Raw genomic sequence first — 17749 nt, 5'->3', positions numbered from 1 at the left:
TCTCAGACCTGCAAGACAGAAGAGACGAGAAGCTGCGTATAGGCATGTTGCGGGTCATCGAGCACCTGATCGGTAAGGCCATGTTCGACGACATGGCCGGATTTCATCACCATCAGACGATCCGCCAAAAGCCGCACGACAGCAAGGTCATGGGTGACGATGATCGCCGACAATCCCATTTCCCGCACCAATCCGCGCAACAAGTCCAAAAGCCGCGCCTGAACCGAGACATCCAGGCCGCCGGTCGGTTCGTCCATGAAAACAAGCCTTGGGCCGGTGACAAGGTTCCGCGCGATTTGCAGGCGTTGTTGCATCCCGCCGGAAAACGCGCTGGGTTTGTCGTCCACCCGGTCCTCATTGATCTCGACCCGGTCCAGCCAGTCGATGGCCTGCGTGCGGATATTGCCGTAATGCCGCGCGCCGACCGCCATGAGACGCTCGCCGACATTGCCGCCCGCAGAGACCCCCATGCGCAGCCCGTCGCGGGCGTGTTGATGGACAAAGGCCCAATCCGTGCGCGACAGCATCCGGCGTTCGGGTTCGGACATGGTGAGCGTGTCGACCATACCGCGGTCGCGCGTGTCGAACAGAACCTGCCCGCTGTCGGGCGGCAAGTGCCCCGCCATGCAATTCAAAAGCGTCGACTTGCCAGAGCCGGATTCGCCCACAATGCCCATCACCTCGCCGGGGTAAAGATCGAAGGACACATCGGAACAGCCGACCCTATCGCCATAGGTTTTGCGGATGTCCTTAACGGAAAGAAGCGGTTGGATTGTCATTCTGCTGCCTCTGGAGATAGTCGCCCGCGATAGCCCATGGCCTGCCGCTCGGCGCAATAATCGGTATCGGAACAGACGAACATCCGCCCGCCCTCATCGTCGATGATCACCTCATCGAGATAGGTGTGCTCCGCCCCGCAAAGATCGCAGGGGTGGTTGGCTTTAGAGGGATCAAACGGATGATCTTCGAAATCGAGACTGACGACCTTGGTATAGGGCGGCACGGCGTAGATGCGTTGCTCGCGCCCGGCGCCAAAGAGTTGGATCGCCGCCATTTCCATCTTCGGATTGTCGAATTTCGGGATCGGCGACGGGTCCATCACATAACGCCCCTCGACCTTGACCGGATAGGCGTAGGAGGTGGCGATATGGCCGTGTTTGGCGATGTCTTCGTAAAGTTTCACATGCATCAGCCCGTATTCTTCGAGCGCATGCATCTTGCGTGTCTCGGTCTCGCGCGGCTCCAGAAAGCGCAAAGGCTCCGGGATCGGCACCTGATAAACAAGGATTTGCCCCTCGGTCAGCGGCTCTTCGGGGATGCGGTGGCGGGTCTGGATCACCGTCGCCTCGCGGGTCTTTTCGGTCACGGCGATCTCGGCGGTCTTCTCGAAAAACTTTCGGATCGAGACGGCATTGGTCGTGTCATCCGCACCCTGGTCGATCACCTTAAGTGTATCTTCTGGCATCAGACAGGCGGCAGAAACCTGCACGCCCCCCGTCCCCCAACCATAGGGCATCGGCATTTCGCGCGAGGCAAACGGCACCTGATAGCCCGGAACGGCAATGCCTTTGAGGATCGCGCGACGGATCATTCGTTTGGTTTGCTCGTCGAGATAGGCGAAGTTATAGTCAGACATGACAGCCACCGTTTAGAAAGTATTTGATATGATTGATTTTATCTTCGCGATTGCGCCTTTGTTCGGCATTGCAGCCTTGGGTGTTCTTCTCGTTGTGCTTGGTCGTGGGAAACCAAAGCCTCGCAAATTTCAGGGAGAGGCCGACGGAAGCATGAGTGGCATCGACCTCCCGAAAAGCTCTCGCAATGACACATGGGATGGTGGCGGATTTGATACTGGCGGCGATGCTGGCGGTGGCGGCGACTGAGGTCATTCTGCGGCCTCCTTCGTTCTCTCTTCTGCACTTGCGCTCGCAATCTCCGCGCGCATTTTGCGGACCAGTTCCATCTCGGACTGAAAATCCACATAGTGTGGCAATTTGATATGTTCTAGGAATCCGGTCGCCTGAATGTTGTCACAGTGATACAAGACGAATTCCTCGTCATGCGCAGGCGAGTTCGAGACCTCGACGCCCAACTCCTTCGAGCGCAGCGAGCGGTCGACCAGTGCCATGGAAATCGCCTTGCGTTCCGTCTGGCCAAAGGTCAGCCCGTAGCCGCGTGTGAACTGCGGCGGCTCGACTTTCGAGCCTGCGAATTTGTTCACGGTTTCGCATTCGGTCAGTTCCACTTCGCCGATCTCGATGGCAAAGCCCAGTTCCGGGATGTCCATCTCGACCGCGACCTTACCGATGCGCAACTCGCCCACAAACGCATGGCTGTTGCCGTAGCCGCGTTGCGTCGAATAGGCCATCGACAGGATGAAGCCTTCGTCGCCACGGGTCAGCGCCTGCAACCGCAGCGCGCGGTTGGCGGGCAGTTCCAGCGGCTCGCGGGTCAGGTCCGGCGGGGTCTCACCACTCTCGGCTTCGGTCTGGATCAGGCCCTCCTTGTTGAGGAAAGACGTCACATGCGGGGTCGGCTCAATCCGGGGATCGGCCTCGACCGCCTCCGGCACCTCGCCTTCCGCCATCAGTTTGAAATCCAAAAGACGATGGGTGTAATCGAAGGTCGGTCCCAAAACCTGCCCCCCCGGCACGTCTTTGAACGTCGCGGACACGCGTCGATCACAGGCCATCTTGCCGGTCTCGACAGGATGCGAATGGCCGATGCGCGGCAGGGTCGTCCGGTAGGCACGAATGAGGAAAATCGCCTCGATCAGATCGCCGCGCGATTGCTTGATCGCCAGAGCGGCCAGATCGGGATCGTAGAGCGAGCCTTCCGTCATGACGCGGTTCACAGCCAGCGCCAATTGTTCGCGGATTTGCGGCACGGTGAGTTCCGCGACCGTCACATCGCCCCGGCGCTCTTCGGCCAGCCAGGCGTGCGCATTGTCGATGGCGCGTTCGCCCCCTTTGACGGCAACATACATCAGTTGGCCTCCATCATGTCAGTGACCTGCGTGCTGCGCGGCAGACCCGCGATCTGTGTGCCCGAGGTGAAATAGAAATCGAGCCCCAGCGGGAAGAGCATCGCGTTCCTCTGAAACGGCTCCAAGGCGGGCAACGAGAGGCGGGCCGTGGTTTCGATCCCCGGCCCCGTGAGCTGCGCGCCGTCCTGAGACAGCGCGTCCATTTCGACGATCAGTGTCGTCGAGCGGTCGGGATATTCCGCCGTGCCGATGGGGAAAGCCGTCACCGGCTGCAACGCCTCCCAAGTGCCCAGCGCGAACATGGCTGTCAAAGGGTCGACGATGGGCGCGCCGATTTGAAAGGCGATCCAGTCGCGGATCTCCGGCGTGTCATGCGCGCCCATCAGGCAAAGCGGCGTTTCCGGGTCGCAGAGCGTCAGGAGCAGACTCGCCGCCGCCACCGACACAGGCGCGGGCGCTTGACCGCCCTTGATGTCATGGAGCGTGCCGGGGCGCGCGAGGGCTTTCAGCGCGGCGCGAAACGCGCGGGCGGCGTCTTGCGGAGGGGCTGCAAAGGCGCCAATCAGGCTTTGGTCACTCATGTGTTTTGGCATCAGTCTTCTCCTCGCACCATCGTAAAGAAGTCCACTTTCGTTGCCGCAGCTTTCGCGGCGCGCGCGGCGCGACTCGCGACCTGCGCCGTCTCGAGAGGCGCCAGAACCGCGTCGCGCAACTGATCAGCGCGCGGGCCCTGCATCAACGCATCGACAAGCGCGGCCTGCTCCGCCTGTCGCTTGTCGCGGCCCTGCACATAGCCATGACCGACTTCACCCGTTGCCAGCCGCAGAGAACAGCGCGTGACAGTCATTTCGCCCAGATTGAACGGCGCGCCGGTGCCGCCCATGCGTCCACGCACCATGACACCGCCGACCTCGGGGCGGCGCAGCCAGTCGAACTCCGGCAGGTCCAATGCGCCCAGACGCTCGGCCAAAAGCGCGGCCTCGGACTTGGCCAAAAGCCCCATCCACGCCTTGCGCACCTCTTGTTCGGGAGAGAGTACAGCCTCGGGTTTGCCCATCGTCGCCTCTTTTCATCCTGTGTCGTCTAGACAGCTTGCCAAGTTGTCTAAATTACTATACAACTAGACAAATCATTGCCGATCCGAAGCGACTCGGCAAGGGTTAATTCGTGAAACTTTGGTGACGAGACGCTCATGCCACGCACGCCAGTCTGGAAGTCCATCGCGGAAACGCTCTCTGAAGAGATCGCCAAGGGGCATTACCGCCCCGGCGACAAGCTCCCGACGGAGGCAGAGCTGTCGTCGCGCTTCGGGGTCAATCGCCACACGGTGCGCCATGCGCTCTCCGATCTCACCGAACGCGGCATCACCCGCTCTCGGCGCGGTGCGGGCGTCTTTGTGCAAAGCGCGCCGGTGGATTACCCCATCGGCAAACGCGTGCGGTTTCACCAGAACATCCGCGCGACGGGACGACTGCCGCAAAAGAAAGTGCTGCGCATGGAGACCCGGCCCTGCGATCAAACCGAAGCGGAAGTGCTTCATCTCGCTTTGGGGGATCCTGTGCTGGTCTATGAGGGGCTGTCCCTGTCGGGCGACGCCCCCGTCGCGCATTTCATCTCAATCTTTCCCGAGGCGCGCACACCGGGCCTCATGGCCGCGTTTGGCGAGATCAGTTCGGTCACCCAGGCGCTCAAATCCATCGGCATTGCCGATTATGTCCGCTCTGAGACCCGTGTCAGCGCCGAGCGCGCCACGGCCACCCAAGCGCTGCATCTTGGCCTGCGCGAAGGCGATCCGATGCTGCGCACTGTGAGCCTCAACACCACGCCCGACGGCGTGCCGATCGAGCGGGGCCTCACTTGGTTTGCCGGCGAACGGGTCACCCTTTTGGTCACGCCCGATGACTAAAATCAGATTTTTGTGAAAGATTTCAGACGTCACGCGGACGATACATTGCCTGCGTAAAACAACCTGCAATGGTAAAACGCCACAGGTTTCTCGCAGGTATTCGTCATGGCTCTTCTTCCGCCGCTCAGCTTCACAGGGGCCTCCGTGCTCAGTGAGGACGCGCTCCGCATCCAGCCGCTCAACATCGAGGACGGCTACATCGGCCACGGGCGTTTCCCGGAGGTGGACCTGTCGGGCTACATGATCCTGCCCGGCATCATCGACCTGCATGGCGATGCCTTCGAGCGCCACATCTCACCGCGTCCGCGCGCGCCTTTCCCGATCCGTTCGGGCCTTTCATCGGCGGCGCGTGACGCGGCCGCACATGGCGTGACGACCGCCTGGTTTGCGCAATGCTGGTCCTGGGAGGGCGGCTTGCGTGGCCCGGATTATGCCGAGGAATTGTTGGCGGAGATGAAGGCTTTCGAGGCCCACGCGCCCATCGATATCCGCCTGCAAATTCGCTGCGAGACGCATATGATCGACAGCCGCGACCGGCTTTTGGCGGCGATCCGGCGCTTTGGCGTGGACTATGTGATCTTCAACAACCACCTGCCCGAAGCCATAGAGATCGCCAAGAAAGAGCCGCTGGAATTTGCCGCCTGGGCGAAGCGCGGCGGACGCACCCCGGAAGAGTTCATCAAGGTGCTGCGCGAGGCCAAGGATCGCAAATCCGAAGTGCCGCGTCATTTGTGGCAATTGGCCGAAGCCTTTGACACGCTGGGCGTGACTTACGGCAGCCACGATGACCCCGACGCAGAAACCCGCGAAGAGTTTCGCATCCTGGGTGCGCGTGTGGCCGAATTCCCGATCTCCGAGAAAGCCGCCGCCGCCGCAAAGGCGATGGGCGATCCGGTGCTCATGGGCGCGCCCAACGTGGCCCGTGGCGGCTCGCAATCGGGCAATATCTCGGCGCAGAAACTGATCGAACGCGGGCTTTGCGATGCCTTGGTGTCAGACTACCACTACCCGGCGATGATCGCCGCCGTTTGGGCCATGGTGGACAAAGGATTCTGTGCCCTGCCAAAGGCCTGGGCGATGGTCTCGGCGAACCCGGCGCAGATCATGCGGCTGTCGGATCGTGGCACCCTGGAGCGCGGCAAGCGGGCGGATTTCGTGGTGATCAACCAAGCCACCCGCGAGATCGAAGCCACGGTCGCCGGCGGGCGTATCGCCTATATGAGCGGTCAGGCCGGGCAGCGTCTGGCGCAAGCGGATCACCGGATGTCGCTGGCGGCGGAATAACGGCGGCGTTTACTCGTATTTTTCGAGAAAGGCCTCGGCCCTCAGAGAGCGAAAATCCTCAAGCGCCGCCCGCAGCCGCTGGTGATCCCAATCCCACCAGCCAAGCGCCTCGATCCGCGCGCCGATGCCTTGCGCATAGCGCGGCCGCATCGGTTGAGACGGCACGCCGGCCACAATCATATAGGGCGGGACATCTTTGGTGACGACGGCGCCCGAGGCGACGATGGCGCCATTTCCGATGGTCACCTCCGGCTTGATGATCGCACCGTGCCCGATCCAGGTGTCATGCCCGATGACCGTCCGTCGCGCAGAGCGCGCCGCAAAAAACGCCGGATCGTCCTCGGCATCCTCCCAGTAGTAAGACGAGCGGTAGAGGAAGTGGTGCAGAGAGGCGTTCTGATAGGGGTGATCCGTCGGCCCGATCCGTGTGAAGGCCGCGATATTGGCGAATTTGCCCACCGTCGTATTGGCGATGTCCGCGAACTGATCGCAATAGGCGTAATCCAGGAAGTCTGAATTCAACACCCGCGCGCCCTTGCCCACCTCGCAATAGGCGCCAAAGGTGGCGTTATGCACCTCTGCGCCCTCGTGAACAAAGGGCTCGGTCGCGCTCAGTTTCGGCATGTGTCACCTGTCAGAAATCTTGTGTCGCCTCCGGCGGGAGTATTGCCGCTGCAATGAAAAGGGCAAGGGCTGCCTTCATTGCAGGGACAAATACTCACTCGCCCTTGATCAACTTGCGCCGCAGCCAGCCCGAAAAGCTGTCCATCGCCATCACCAGAAGCACGATGAGGATGATGTAATAGGACACCTCTTCCCAATCCTTCTGGGTGATCATCGCCTGCGTCAGCAAAAGCCCGATGCCGCCGCCCGTAATGGCACCGATGATGGTGGCGGAGCGGGTGTTGGATTCGAGGAAGTAGAGCACTTGCGACAGGAGCACCGGCACAATTTGCGGGATGACGCCGAAGCGGTAGCGTTGCAGCGGTTTGGCGCCGGTGGAGGCAACGCCTTCGATCTGTTTGCTGTCAACGTTCTCCAGCGCTTCGGAGAAGAGCTTGCCGAAAGAACCGGTGTCGGTGAAAAGGATCGCCAGGGCGCCGGTCATCGGCCCCGGCCCGAAGGCGCGCGACAGAAGAATCGTCCAGATCAGCCCATCGACACCGCGCAGGAAGTCGAACAGCCGCCGCGCCGCCATGCGGATCGCCACGAGGGGCGCGAAATTGCGGGCGGCGAGGAAGGCGAGAGGCAGGGCAATGATGGCCGCGCCGAAGGTTCCGAGGAAGGCCATGAGCACGGTTTCGAACAGGGCCCAGGCCACGTCGCCATGACGCCAGATCGCGTTGGTCCAGAAATCCTGCCACGCACCCGCAAGGTTCGAACGCGTCGGGTCGATCCGGTCGCCAAAGGCGATCTCAGAGAAGCTATGGCCGTAATAGGGGCTTTCCAGCGTGAACCAGAACAGCTCCCACCCGAACTCATAAACGAAAACCTCGGTGCGGGCCTTGGTCAGGGACAGGCGCGCGGCCTTCGTGGTGACGGACAGGCGGGTGTTGGAATAGGAAATCCAGTCGGGCAGATCGGAGGTGTCGAGGTTTATCGTCACACCGTCCGCGCGCGATTGCGTCGCCTCGATCAGGCCAAACCCCGGCACCTCAAAGCGCACGATGTCGCCATTGATCTCGATGGTTCCCCCATCGTCGAGACGGATCGTCGCCGCGTCCTCACCGACCGTCACCCAAGAGGGGTAATTTGTGGCGTCATAGGTGCCTTTGCGCTCGCCCTCGACCGCAACCTCGATCTCGCCTCTGCGGTTGTTGCGCTCGACATGGGTCTTGTAGCTGTAAGTGTCGGAGACCAGCGCGATGGCATTGTCCAAACGCGCCCGCTCGCGCAGGCCGAGGATGTCGAAGGCGAAGAAAATATAGACAAAATAGGCGAGGATCGCCAAAGGCACGGCAAAGGTGAGCAGCCGTTTGCGGGCGATCAGAGCCGTGGCCGTCGCGCGCATGTCGACGGAAGAGGAGGCAGTGGCGAGGCTCATTTGGTGGCTCCGTAGGTCATGCGGTTGCGCACATATGAGGACAGTTGGTCGAAAAACACGATGGTCAGAAACAGGAGGATGAAGACGGCGGCGGCTTCATCGAATTTGCCTTGCCCCCAGGAGATCGCATTCTTCAGCTCATAGCCAATGCCGCCCGCACCGACGAAGCCCAAGATCGCGGAGGCCCGGATGTTGATTTCAAAGCGCAGCAAAGCATAGGAAAACCAGTTCGGCGCGACCTGCGGCACGAGCCCCAGCAGCATCCGCTGCGGCCAGGTGGCGCCGACGGAGGCGAGGCCTTCGAGCGGTTTGAGATCGGCGTTTTCATTGACCTCTGAGAAGAGCTTGCCCAACGCGCCAACGGTGTGAAAGGCGATGGCGATGGCGGCGGGCACAGGTCCCCCGCCCAGGATGAAGATCAGCACCAGCGCGATCACGATCTCAGGCATGGCGCGCATCAGGTCCATCATGCGACGAAACACGGGGATGAGGCGCGGCCAAGGCGCGAGACCGTGGGTCGAGAGCATCGACAAAATGATCGCACCCAAAGCCCCGGTCAGGGTCGCCACGGCGGCGATATTGATGGTCTCGATCAGCGCGGGCAAAGCATCGATAAGATGCCCCGGCAGGTTCGCACGTTTTTCCCAGGCCTCGGCGACCACATCGGCGGGAAAGTCGAAAATATGCGGCAGACCGGGCAGAAAGCCCCCGGCGTTGCGCTCGTTGGCGATGCCAAACCCGGCGGCCAGCAAAAGGACAAAGACCAAAAGCATGATCCCGCCATAGAGACGGCGTTGGCGGGTGAGCGCCATGTAATGCGCGCGCGTGACGTCCAAAGACGCCGCTGTCAGATCGGCCATGTGGGGTCAGTCCTGTCGGGAAGTCGTCAAAAGGAAAGACCCCGCGTGAGCCACGCGAGGTCTTGTATCAAAGGCGCTTAGTTAGATTTCGCCAGACGCGCCGCGACGATGGATTCGTAGGCCGCGTGGGTGATCGGGTCGAAGCCGAGGCTGTCGCCGGCCGCCACGCCATAGGCGCAATCGGGGTCATTTTCATGCAGCTCGTCGACGAGTTTCGTCATGATCGCTTTGACATCGTCCGGCAGCGCTTTGCGCAGCACGATCGGGCCTTCCGGGATCGGCTTGGAGCGCCAGATTTCCACGAGGTCGTTCATGTCCACGATGCCCGCGTCAGAGGCTTTGCGCAGCGCGCCGTTGTTGTAACCGTCTTCCCAAGCGCCTTGGCCATCGGCCCAGGTCACACCAGCGTCGATGTCGCCATTGTTCACGGCCACGATGGTTTGCTCATGACCGCCGGTGAATTTCACTTCACCGAAATAGTCGCCGCTTTCCATGGTGATGCCGTCTTTGTAGGTCGGGATCTCGATGGAGGGGATCAGGTAGCCGGAGGTGGAGTTCGGATCACCGAAGCCGAAGACCTTGCCTTCCATATCGTCCAGCGAAGTGATGCCGCTGTCTTTGCGGGCAAAGCCGATGGAGTGGTAGCCGTAAGAGCCATCGAGGTTGATCTTGATGAGCACCGGCTCCACGGCGTCGGGGTCCTGGATGTAGACACCGGCGTAGGATGAGGCGCCGAGCCAGGCCATGTCGATGGTGCCGCCCAGAAGGCCCTGCATCACGCCGTTGTAGTCTGCAGGGGCGAACATTTTCACTGGAACGCCGAGGGCTTCTTCGGTGTAATCGCCAAGGCACTGGTAGGCGTTCAGACGGTCCTGGGCGTTTTCGCCGCCCAGAATGCCGATGTTGAATTCGGTGATCTCCTGAGCCTGAGCAGCGCCCGTGAGGGCAGTGGTGGCCAGAACGGCAGCAAGCAGTTTCTTCATCTCTGTCTCCAGTTGGTTATTCCCGCGGTTTTTCGTATGCGGGGATGAAAGGTCGTTAGATCGCGACTTCGGCGGCTCGAATCTCGGCCTTTTCCAAAGCGTCATGATCGCGAATTTCGGTGGATGTGGCGGCTTCGGAAAAATCGGCACCGGCGCCGTAGATGTCGCGCGCCACCCCTGTGGTCAGTTGCGCAGGCGTGCCGTCAAAGACCACGCGCCCGTCGCGCATGCCGATGATCCGGTCACAATAGCGCCGCGCGGTGTCGAGCGTGTGAAGGTTGGCGATGACCATGCGACCGTCTTCGTCATGGATACGGCGGAGCGCCTCCATCACGGTTTGCGCGTTCATCGGGTCCAAGGACGCAATGGGTTCGTCGGCCAGAATGACTTTCGGGTCCTGCATCAGGGCGCGCGCGATGGCGACGCGTTGTTGCTGGCCACCAGAAAGAGCCTCGGCGCGTTTGGTGGCATGTTCGGAAATGCCAAGGCGACCGAGAATGTCGATCGCCTTGTGAATATCCTCTTCGGGATAGAGATTGAACATGGTCGCAAGCGTGGAACGACGACCCAAGGTGCCATGCAAAACGTTGGACACAACATCCATACGCGGCACGAGGTTGAACTGTTGGAAAATCATCGCGCAATCGGATTGCCAGTCACGCTTCTCTTTGCCGGTGAGCGACAGGACATTGCGGCCCTCGAAATTCAATTCGCCTTCGGAGGCGTCGGTCAGACGATTCATCATGCGCAGAAAGGTCGACTTGCCCGCGCCCGAACGCCCGATGATGCCGATCATCATCGACCGATCCACAGTGAAACTGACATTGTCCACGGCGGTGTTTGCGCCAAACCGTTTCGTCAGATGTTTCACATCAAGCATGTCTGTCCCCTCGCTCGTTCGGCGGGGATAAAGCACAGGGTCTGAAACCCTTCTGTGACAGGTCTGAAAAACTTTTGTGACGGACCCAAATCTAAGAAAAACCGCGGAGCAAAGCCGAAACCATAGGCAGCGCCAAGCCCCGGTTGCGCAAGACCTGTGCAAAATCCCAAATCTCACCGCCTTGCCCCTGCGGACAGCCTCGCTATGGTGACGCAACGACAGGCTCGGGATCGGATTTTGACAGCACCCTTGGACAAGACACGCGCGTTTCGCAACAGTCTGACGCTGGTTCTCGGCGCATTGGGCGGCACCGGGTTTTACCTCGCCGGGCTGCCCCTGCCGTGGATGCTGGGCTCGATGTTGGTGATTTTCGTCTGCGTCATGGCCGGTGCGCCGCTTGAGACCTCGGGGCGGTTTCGCCCCCTCGTGATCCCGGTGATCGGCGTCATGTTAGGCTCAAGCTTCGACTCGGACACTTTTCACCACCTGAGCCAATGGGGCCTCTCGCTGGCCGGGCTGGCGGTCTATCTCGTACTTGCCGCCATTCTGGTCGTGCCGTTCTACATCAAGATAGGGCTCCTCGATCCGGTGACCGCGTTCTTCTCCGCCATGCCCGGCGGGCTCAATGAGATGACGGTGATCGGCGGCGCTTTGGGCGGCGATGAAAAGCGGATCATTCTGGCCCATGCCGGGCGGATCGTGGTGACGATCTCGATCATCGCGTTGTGGTTTCGCGTGGTGCTCGGGCTTGAGGTGCGTGGCGTGCCGCTTCATGCCGAGGGGGAGAGCCTCACTCTGATGAGCGGCGCGATCCTTTTGGCCTGTGCAGTTCTGGGCAATTGGATCGGGACCAAACTCAAATTCCCCGCGCCGGGGCTTTTGGGGCCGATGCTTTTGTCAGGCGCTGTGCATATGACAGGGCTGACGCATTCCTCGCCACCGGGTCTCATCGTGATCATCGCGCAGATTGTCCTTGGCACCACCATGGGCTGTCGCTTTCGTGGCGCCAAACCCAAACTGGTGGGCGAAACCCTGTTGCTCACGCTGGGCGGCACCCTGATCACCATGGGGTTGTCCTTGGGTTTTGCGGTGCTGTTGCACGGCATGTTCGGCCAGACCGTCGAACAGGTGCTCTTGGCCTATGCACCCGGCGGGCTGACGGAGATGTCTCTGGTGGCTTTGGCGATGCATGCGGAGGTGGCTTATATCTCGATCCACCACCTTGTGCGGATCGTGATCCTTGTGGCTGTCGCCCCCTCTTTGCTGACCCGGTTGGCGGAGCGGCTCAAATACTAAAGCGTTTTTCGTTTAATCTGAATCAGATTGAGCGAAAAACGTTGCCACACTGAATTGATATTGCAGCATTTCTCAAAAATTGAGTGACTCAGGTTTTTTTGAGAAACGCTTTAGCCGCCTTTTGCGTCATTCGAACAGCGTGGCCGCCTTTTGTTCGATCACCTCGCGGCATTCCTTGACGAACTTCTTGTCCACCAGAAACGCGCGGCAAATCTTGTCCATCGACAACTCGCCCTTGAGCGCCTCAAGCCCGATCTGCGCCTGAAACGCCGGGTCGTCCACCGGGGCCTTGGCGTTCGCATTGGCCTTTTTGGCCGGGATCGGCGCCGCCGCCGGGTCGATGGCATGTTTCTTGATCAGCTCATCCATAAAGGACCCGCGCCGGGGCGTGTTGTTTTCCTTTTCCTCCAAACGCGGCTTCATCCGACGCGCCCAGAAATGCACCCCGCGCGTGTCCTCAGTGAAACGCTCTTCGGGTTTGAAACGGCTGAGGATCAGGTGGTTTCGCTCCTTGAAACTCACCGGATAAAAGGCGGGTTCGGGCTGCGCGTGTTCGATCTCTCCGGTCTCGATCAGGAAATGCGTGACCGACGAGGGCCCGGTAAAGCCCCAGGTCTGCTCCGTCATATGCACCGGCGTGCCCGCGTCGCGTTCGGCCTCAAGCTCGGCGATCTGTTCGGGTTTGAGCCAGGGCGCGATGGCATATTCGTCCTCGAAAAACTCCAGCAATCCGTTCAGGGTTTTGCTGTCCGACGGCAGCCCCAGAACCGCGTTGCACACCAGCCCCGGCTTTTCCCACCCGAAAACATAAGGCGAGCTGTAGTCGAAGGGCTTGTAGCAATACATATCCGCATCGACCCAAATCTTGTCGGTCTTTTTCAACAGGTTGAGCCGCCACATATCGGCATGGATCGCCGGGCTCCCGGTCCGCGCGTGGCGCAGCATCCGCTCGCCGGGATAGATCTCGGCGGCATCTGCGACATGCACCCCCGGCGGCACATTGGGGATCGGCTCGTAGGAATAGAGCGTGATGTGATGGCCCTGATCGGCAAAGCTTTTCAGGCAAAGCTGTTCCAGCCAGCTCAACTTGCCGCCGATCCAAAGCGACGCGATCTCGGGTAGTTTATCCATTTCGCCTGATACCTGCTCTATCTCTTACTCTTAGCATCTTTTAATCTCAGCCCGACGCCTGCCGTTCTGGCCCGGATCGTTACCCGACCCGCGACCAAAAGGCCATGAGAGACGGCCCGGCAAACTTGACTCATACTGGGCCATGTGAGACCCCTTTTGCAACGAAATCAAGCGCGAAGGCCGCTTGAGACGCGTATGAGGACAGGTTGGGTTTGAACACACTCGCGATCACATGCATCCGCGACGAGGGGCCTTGGCTTCTGGATTGGATCGCCCATCACAAGGCGGCGGGGTTTACGCAGTTCCTCATCGCCTCGCACGATTGTTCGGATGGCACGGACCGGCTGCTCGATGCGCTGGACGCCGCAGGGGTCATCACCCACCTGCCCTTCGTGCCCGAGGGCGAGAAGGCCGTGCAATGGCAGGCAATGAAAATGCTGTCCAAGCACCCGCTATACAAAGAAGCCGATCTGGCGATGTTTTTCGATGTCGATGAATATCTCGTGCTCGAAGCGCCTCTGGTGGAGCTTCTGCCCGAAGAGGCCGACGCCATGCCGCTCAGATGGCATCTGTTTGGCAACAGTGGGCTTGGCACATGGGACGACCGCCCGGTGACGGAGCGGTTCACCCTGGCGGCCCCCGACGACATCCCCCTGCCCTTGGCGCATTTCTTCAAGACCCTGCACCGGCCCAAGGCGTTCAAAGGCCTCGGCGTCCATCGCCCGAAAGGCAAAGAGGCGCGCTGGGTCACTGCCGCAGGCCGCCCCATGGCGCCGGATTTCGCCGCGCAGCAATCACGGATCAACCTCTTTGGCCTGACCTCAAAAGGCGAGCGCGCCTGGCTCAATCACTATTCCACGCGCTCCATTGAGGAATTCCTCCTCAAATCCCAGCGCGGCCTGCCAAACCATATGGAAAAACCCGTGGGCGCAGGCTATTGGGCGGAACGGAATTTTAACACGGTCGAAGATACACGCATCGCGCCGATGCGAGAGGCTGCCGCAACAGCCCGTGCCGCGCTGTCGGAGGTCGACGATCTTCATGCGGAGACGGTGGGCTATCACCGCGGGGCGCTTAAACGCCTGACATTGCGGCGCGATGTGGTCGAACTGATGTGGCAACTGACGCTCATGGGAAGCTCGGTCGCCCCCGGCCCGACCCAATTGGCGGCGCATCTGGCGCGGCTCAAGGCGCTGAAGACTGAGGACAGAACCGAGGACAGACAGGCCTGACATGGCACAGTTTGACAGACATCACATCCAGTCGCGCGATCTTGGCATGGCGGTGCTTTTGGCCGCCGTTCAGACGGGTAACGCCAGCGCGCATCTGTTTTTCACCAAAGGCTCTGAGGTGAGCCCCATCGTGGCCGAAAAGCTTTTGGATGCGGCCGAGACCCGCAGCGTGGGCGATGCCCCATGGCTCACAGGGCGCATCCCCGAAGGCGGCATTCAGGCGTTTTTCGACAGCGAAATGGTAGAGATCACGCCCAAAGCGCCACAACCCGCGATGATGGCCGGGCGCAATGTGGCGCTGGCCACGCGCAATGGCGAGACGGCGGACACGGTGCTGGACTGGCTCGCCTATCACGTCAAACACCAGGGCCTGACAGGCGCGGTCATTCTGGATCGTGCGGCCCCCGGCACGGATGAGGCATTTGCCGAAGCACTGGAAAGCGGCCTGAAAAATTTCGACGATCTCGCCGTGCTTCTGGTCGATTGCGATGTGCCTTTGGGGCAATCCGACAACGCGCCTGAACACCACCCCTTCGTCACGCCCGGTGCGCCGGGCAAGGACCGGATGGAGGTGCCAAAGCCCGCGCCGTGGTCCGCGCCTTTGGGCGATGTGTTGATCTACGAGATGCTCAGGCACCTCTTTCTGCCCGAGGCCCGGGCGGTGGCCAATATCGAGGTCTATGACCTCGTGCCACCAGATCCCCGCGGTACCATGTTCGATCTGGCGCAGACCGCGAAGGGCGGCGTGGTGCAACTCGTCGGCCAGCAATGTTACCCTTGGCGGGTGCGCGACGACGATCCGGTGCGCTTTGCCGATCACATCTGTGTCCAGTTCGATGCCAAGAAACGTCGAGGCCGCTGGTGCGCCGCGATGGCTGCGCTTGACGATCAGGCGGTGTTCCGACTGGTGCGGATCGGCGGGGTAGACCCGGAGGTGGCCTATCCGTTCTACCGCTTCATGGCGCTCAGACACCGCGCGCCCACTGTTTCAAAGATTGTGCCCAAGGCCTCGCTGATCGAACATGCACCGCTGATCAAAATGTCGGAAGCCGAATGGGATCACAAACCGATCCTCATGCCGCATGAAGAGGTGGAACAACCGCCCAAGGGCGACAATTCCGTCGCCATCGTGACCTGCATGAAAAACGAGGGGCCCTTCATCCTTGAATGGCTGGCTTATCACCGCGCCATTGGAATCGAGGGCTTTCTGGTCTACACCAACGATTGCACCGACGGCACCGACACCTTCCTCGATCTCTTGCAAGACAAAGGCTACGTCCAGCACCGCGACAACAAATTCCACGGCACAGGGTTGAAACCGCAACACCATGCGCTTCAGCAGGCCGAAAAAGAACCCGTCGTGATGGAAAGCGACTGGGCGATTTCGATGGATGTGGACGAGTTCATCGACATCAAGGTGGGCGATGGCACGATGACCGCGCTCTTTGATGTGGTGCCGGATGCGAACCTGATTTCCTGCACCTGGCGGCTCTTTGGCAACAACGACGTGCATGCGTACGAAGACCGGTTTTTGATCGAGCAATTCTTTCGCTGCGCACCCGAGTTTGCCAACAAACCGCATCAGGCCTGGGGGTTTAAAACGCTCTTTAAAAACGTCGGCTTATTCAAGAAACTCGGCGTGCACCGGCCCAAAGGCCTCAAGCCGCAGATATGGGACAAGATCCGCTGGTACAATGGCTCCGCCAAACCCATGCCCGAGGGCGAATATCGCAACGCCTGGCGGTCGAACGCCTCGACCTACGGCTATGACGTGGTGCAGCTCAATCACTACGCCGTGCGCTCGGCGGAGAGTTTCCTCGTGAAACGCGACCGGGGGCGGGTGAACCACGTGGACCGCGACCAAGGCTTGGCGTACTGGTTCCGTATGAACAACAACTTCGAGGAAGAGCGCTCGATCCAGCGGATGATCCCAAAGCTGCAAGAAGAATTCGACCGGTTGCTGGCCGATCCCGACATTCGCGCCCAGCATGAGGCCTGTGTCAAAGCCCACAAAGACAAGATCAAAGAGCTGCGGGCGACGGAAAACTACAGCAAATTCTACGCCGAACTGACCGGCCCGCGGATGGAGAAACTCAGCCGCATGCACCGCCATTTCGGCGCGAATGTGTTTCTCACCGGCCCGGAATGCGTGCCCGACGAAGTGCTGGAGCGCGCGGGCGAAGAGAAATTCTTTTTCACCGTAGAACGCGGGGAGACGGCACATTGAGCGACGCCAAAGAGACCGAAAAACCGCGTGTGACGCTGCATATCGGGGTGCATTTCACCGCCGACGGCTACCTGCAACGCTCCGTCTCCGCCAACCGGGCGCGGCTCAAGGCGCATGGCGTGCATGTCCCCGCAAAGCGCCACGCCTGGAGCGTGATTTCCAAGATGCTCGAAAACCTCGACGGCTTGCCGCCGATTGCCGAAGAAGAGGATGAGGTGCGCCGTGCGCTCTTGGGCCAATCCGGCGCGCAGCATTTGTTTCTGGCTGACGACCGCTGGGCGGCGCCGCTGCGTGAGTCCGTGGATGGCGAAATGCTTTACCCCGGCATAGGAGAGCGCGTCGCGGCTGTGGCCGAGCTGTTTTCCGGCGCGGAGCTACAGATCAGCATGGCGCTGATCAATCCGGCGGTTTTCATGAGCAACAGCTTTGCATCGGGCACCGCGCCGCGCCTGCTGAGCACCTTCGTGGATCAGGTCGACCCGGCGGGCCTGCGCTGGCGCGACACGGTGGAGGCCTTGCGCGCGGCTGTGCCCGATGTGCCGCTCCTGATCTGGGCCGAAGAGGACGCGCCGCTGATCTGGCCCACCGTGATGCGGCACCTGTTTCACCTGCCCCCGGAGGAGCCTGTGGCGGGTCGCATCCTGCCTCTGAAACCCTTGCTTTTGGAGGAAGGCTTCGAGCGGTTGAAAACCTATCTGATCAGTCAGGCCCCCGAGACGCCGGCGCAATATGAGCGCGCGATCATGGTGTTCATGGACAAATATGGTCGCGAGGAGGCACTGGCCCCGCGTTGCGACATCCCCGGTTGGGGGCCTGAAGACATCGAGGTCCTGACCGCGCATTACGAGGAAGACCTCGATGCGTTGGCGCAGGAAGAGGGCGTCACCCTCCTCCTGCCTGTCACCCAGCCAGAATAAAAC

General features: G+C 60.8%; 18 protein-coding genes. 6 read left to right on the top strand and 12 right to left on the bottom strand.

Going from position 1 to position 17749, the window contains the following annotated elements:
• Positions 1-2 precede the first annotated feature (2 nt).
• The 6 genes from phnK to phnG are packed head-to-tail and all read right to left on the bottom strand — an operon-like array spanning position 3 to position 4043.
• A complete protein-coding gene (gene phnK / locus HCZ23_RS09985; RefSeq protein ID WP_167601868.1) occupies positions 3-773 on the bottom strand; it encodes a phosphonate C-P lyase system protein PhnK in 771 nt (256 codons plus the stop codon).
• Between the two features lie 2 nt (positions 774-775).
• Positions 776-1636 (bottom strand): alpha-D-ribose 1-methylphosphonate 5-phosphate C-P-lyase PhnJ, encoded by an 861-nt coding sequence (locus HCZ23_RS09980; protein WP_167601584.1) that lies wholly within the window; start codon positions 1634-1636, stop codon positions 776-778.
• Positions 1629-1889, bottom strand: coding sequence for a hypothetical protein (locus HCZ23_RS09975; RefSeq protein WP_167601583.1), 261 nt, complete (start codon positions 1887-1889; stop codon positions 1629-1631). The genes HCZ23_RS09980 and HCZ23_RS09975 overlap by 8 nt, the downstream gene beginning before the upstream one ends.
• The gene (locus tag HCZ23_RS09970) at positions 1886-2986 is read right to left on the bottom strand and encodes a carbon-phosphorus lyase complex subunit PhnI (RefSeq protein WP_167601582.1); all 1101 of its coding nucleotides are present in this window, start codon (positions 2984-2986) and stop codon (positions 1886-1888) included. Before HCZ23_RS09970 ends, HCZ23_RS09975 begins: the two co-directional genes overlap by 4 nt.
• Positions 2986-3567, bottom strand: a complete 582-nt coding sequence (gene phnH / locus HCZ23_RS09965) for a phosphonate C-P lyase system protein PhnH (protein ID WP_167601581.1) — start codon at positions 3565-3567, stop codon at positions 2986-2988. Before phnH ends, HCZ23_RS09970 begins: the two co-directional genes overlap by 1 nt.
• An 11-nt stretch (positions 3568-3578) precedes the next feature.
• Positions 3579-4043 (bottom strand): phosphonate C-P lyase system protein PhnG, encoded by a 465-nt coding sequence (phnG, locus tag HCZ23_RS09960; RefSeq protein WP_167601580.1) that lies wholly within the window; start codon positions 4041-4043, stop codon positions 3579-3581.
• A 135-nt stretch (positions 4044-4178) separates the two neighbouring features.
• On the opposite strand from phnG, the gene phnF reads away from it, so the two are divergent.
• Together phnF and HCZ23_RS09950 are read left to right on the top strand one after the other, a co-directional pair.
• Complete coding sequence (gene phnF / locus HCZ23_RS09955) at positions 4179-4892, top strand: phosphonate metabolism transcriptional regulator PhnF (RefSeq protein WP_167601579.1); 714 nt, start codon at positions 4179-4181, stop codon at positions 4890-4892.
• 105 nt (positions 4893-4997) lie between these two features.
• A complete protein-coding gene (locus HCZ23_RS09950; RefSeq protein WP_167601578.1) occupies positions 4998-6176 on the top strand; it encodes an alpha-D-ribose 1-methylphosphonate 5-triphosphate diphosphatase in 1179 nt (392 codons plus the stop codon).
• Positions 6177-6185: 9 nt separating this feature from the next.
• Here HCZ23_RS09950 and HCZ23_RS09945 read toward each other — a convergent pair whose 3' ends face one another.
• The 5 genes from HCZ23_RS09945 to phnC all read right to left on the bottom strand — a co-directional run bounded on the left by HCZ23_RS09945 (position 6186) and on the right by phnC (position 10943).
• The gene (locus HCZ23_RS09945) at positions 6186-6800 is read right to left on the bottom strand and encodes a chloramphenicol acetyltransferase (protein ID WP_167601577.1); all 615 of its coding nucleotides are present in this window, start codon (positions 6798-6800) and stop codon (positions 6186-6188) included.
• Between the two features lie 94 nt (positions 6801-6894).
• A complete protein-coding gene (gene phnE, locus HCZ23_RS09940) occupies positions 6895-8220 on the bottom strand; it encodes a phosphonate ABC transporter, permease protein PhnE (RefSeq protein WP_167601576.1) in 1326 nt (441 codons plus the stop codon).
• The gene (gene phnE, locus HCZ23_RS09935; protein ID WP_167601575.1) at positions 8217-9080 is read right to left on the bottom strand and encodes a phosphonate ABC transporter, permease protein PhnE; all 864 of its coding nucleotides are present in this window, start codon (positions 9078-9080) and stop codon (positions 8217-8219) included. Before phnE (HCZ23_RS09935) ends, phnE (HCZ23_RS09940) begins: the two co-directional genes overlap by 4 nt.
• 77 nt (positions 9081-9157) lie before the next feature.
• Positions 9158-10063 (bottom strand): phosphonate ABC transporter substrate-binding protein, encoded by a 906-nt coding sequence (gene phnD / locus HCZ23_RS09930; RefSeq protein WP_167601574.1) that lies wholly within the window; start codon positions 10061-10063, stop codon positions 9158-9160.
• A 55-nt stretch (positions 10064-10118) separates the two neighbouring features.
• Positions 10119-10943, bottom strand: coding sequence for a phosphonate ABC transporter ATP-binding protein (gene phnC / locus HCZ23_RS09925; RefSeq protein WP_167601573.1), 825 nt, complete (start codon positions 10941-10943; stop codon positions 10119-10121).
• Positions 10944-11192: 249 nt separating this feature from the next.
• Between phnC and HCZ23_RS09920 the strand changes: the two genes are divergently transcribed.
• Positions 11193-12239 (top strand): AbrB family transcriptional regulator, encoded by a 1047-nt coding sequence (locus tag HCZ23_RS09920; protein ID WP_254870070.1) that lies wholly within the window; start codon positions 11193-11195, stop codon positions 12237-12239.
• A gap of 126 nt (positions 12240-12365) precedes the next feature.
• Here HCZ23_RS09920 and HCZ23_RS09915 read toward each other — a convergent pair whose 3' ends face one another.
• Positions 12366-13370, bottom strand: coding sequence for a hypothetical protein (locus HCZ23_RS09915; RefSeq protein ID WP_167601571.1), 1005 nt, complete (start codon positions 13368-13370; stop codon positions 12366-12368).
• A 212-nt stretch (positions 13371-13582) separates the two neighbouring features.
• Here HCZ23_RS09915 and HCZ23_RS09910 point away from each other — a divergent pair, with 212 nt between their 5' ends.
• From HCZ23_RS09910 to HCZ23_RS09900, 3 genes are read left to right on the top strand one after another with little or no spacing between them, the layout of a single operon-like run.
• Positions 13583-14602, top strand: a complete 1020-nt coding sequence (locus tag HCZ23_RS09910; protein WP_167601570.1) for a glycosyltransferase family 2 protein — start codon at positions 13583-13585, stop codon at positions 14600-14602.
• A gap of 1 nt (position 14603) precedes the next feature.
• Positions 14604-16829 (top strand): glycosyltransferase family 2 protein, encoded by a 2226-nt coding sequence (locus HCZ23_RS09905; RefSeq protein ID WP_175580893.1) that lies wholly within the window; start codon positions 14604-14606, stop codon positions 16827-16829.
• Positions 16826-17746, top strand: coding sequence for a hypothetical protein (locus HCZ23_RS09900; protein ID WP_167601569.1), 921 nt, complete (start codon positions 16826-16828; stop codon positions 17744-17746). Before HCZ23_RS09905 ends, HCZ23_RS09900 begins: the two co-directional genes overlap by 4 nt.
• Positions 17747-17749: the final 3 nt, after the last annotated feature.

Source organism: Celeribacter sp. HF31 (genome assembly GCF_011806455.1).
Lineage (GTDB): Bacteria > Pseudomonadota > Alphaproteobacteria > Rhodobacterales > Rhodobacteraceae > Celeribacter.
Note: the sequence above shows the minus strand (reverse complement) of the source record. Positions and strands in the feature narration are given on the sequence as shown.

Excerpts from the sequence above, each read along its gene's own strand:
- HCZ23_RS09980 (WP_167601584.1), bottom strand. The coding sequence starts at position 1,636 with ATGTCTGACTATAACTTCGCCTATCTCGACGAGCAAACCAAACGAATG.
- HCZ23_RS09975 (WP_167601583.1), bottom strand. The coding sequence starts at position 1,889 with ATGACCTCAGTCGCCGCCACCGCCAGCATCGCCGCCAGTATCAAATCC.
- HCZ23_RS09970 (WP_167601582.1), bottom strand. The coding sequence starts at position 2,986 with ATGTATGTTGCCGTCAAAGGGGGCGAACGCGCCATCGACAATGCGCAC.
- phnH (WP_167601581.1), bottom strand. The coding sequence starts at position 3,567 with ATGAGTGACCAAAGCCTGATTGGCGCCTTTGCAGCCCCTCCGCAAGAC.
- phnG (WP_167601580.1), bottom strand. The coding sequence starts at position 4,043 with ATGGGCAAACCCGAGGCTGTACTCTCTCCCGAACAAGAGGTGCGCAAG.
- phnF (WP_167601579.1), top strand. The coding sequence starts at position 4,179 with ATGCCACGCACGCCAGTCTGGAAGTCCATCGCGGAAACGCTCTCTGAA.
- HCZ23_RS09950 (WP_167601578.1), top strand. The coding sequence starts at position 4,998 with ATGGCTCTTCTTCCGCCGCTCAGCTTCACAGGGGCCTCCGTGCTCAGT.
- HCZ23_RS09945 (WP_167601577.1), bottom strand. The coding sequence starts at position 6,800 with ATGCCGAAACTGAGCGCGACCGAGCCCTTTGTTCACGAGGGCGCAGAG.
- phnE (WP_167601576.1), bottom strand. The coding sequence starts at position 8,220 with ATGAGCCTCGCCACTGCCTCCTCTTCCGTCGACATGCGCGCGACGGCC.
- phnE (WP_167601575.1), bottom strand. The coding sequence starts at position 9,080 with ATGGCCGATCTGACAGCGGCGTCTTTGGACGTCACGCGCGCGCATTAC.
- phnD (WP_167601574.1), bottom strand. The coding sequence starts at position 10,063 with ATGAAGAAACTGCTTGCTGCCGTTCTGGCCACCACTGCCCTCACGGGC.
- phnC (WP_167601573.1), bottom strand. The coding sequence starts at position 10,943 with ATGCTTGATGTGAAACATCTGACGAAACGGTTTGGCGCAAACACCGCC.
- HCZ23_RS09915 (WP_167601571.1), bottom strand. The coding sequence starts at position 13,370 with ATGGATAAACTACCCGAGATCGCGTCGCTTTGGATCGGCGGCAAGTTG.
- HCZ23_RS09905 (WP_175580893.1), top strand. The coding sequence starts at position 14,604 with ATGGCACAGTTTGACAGACATCACATCCAGTCGCGCGATCTTGGCATG.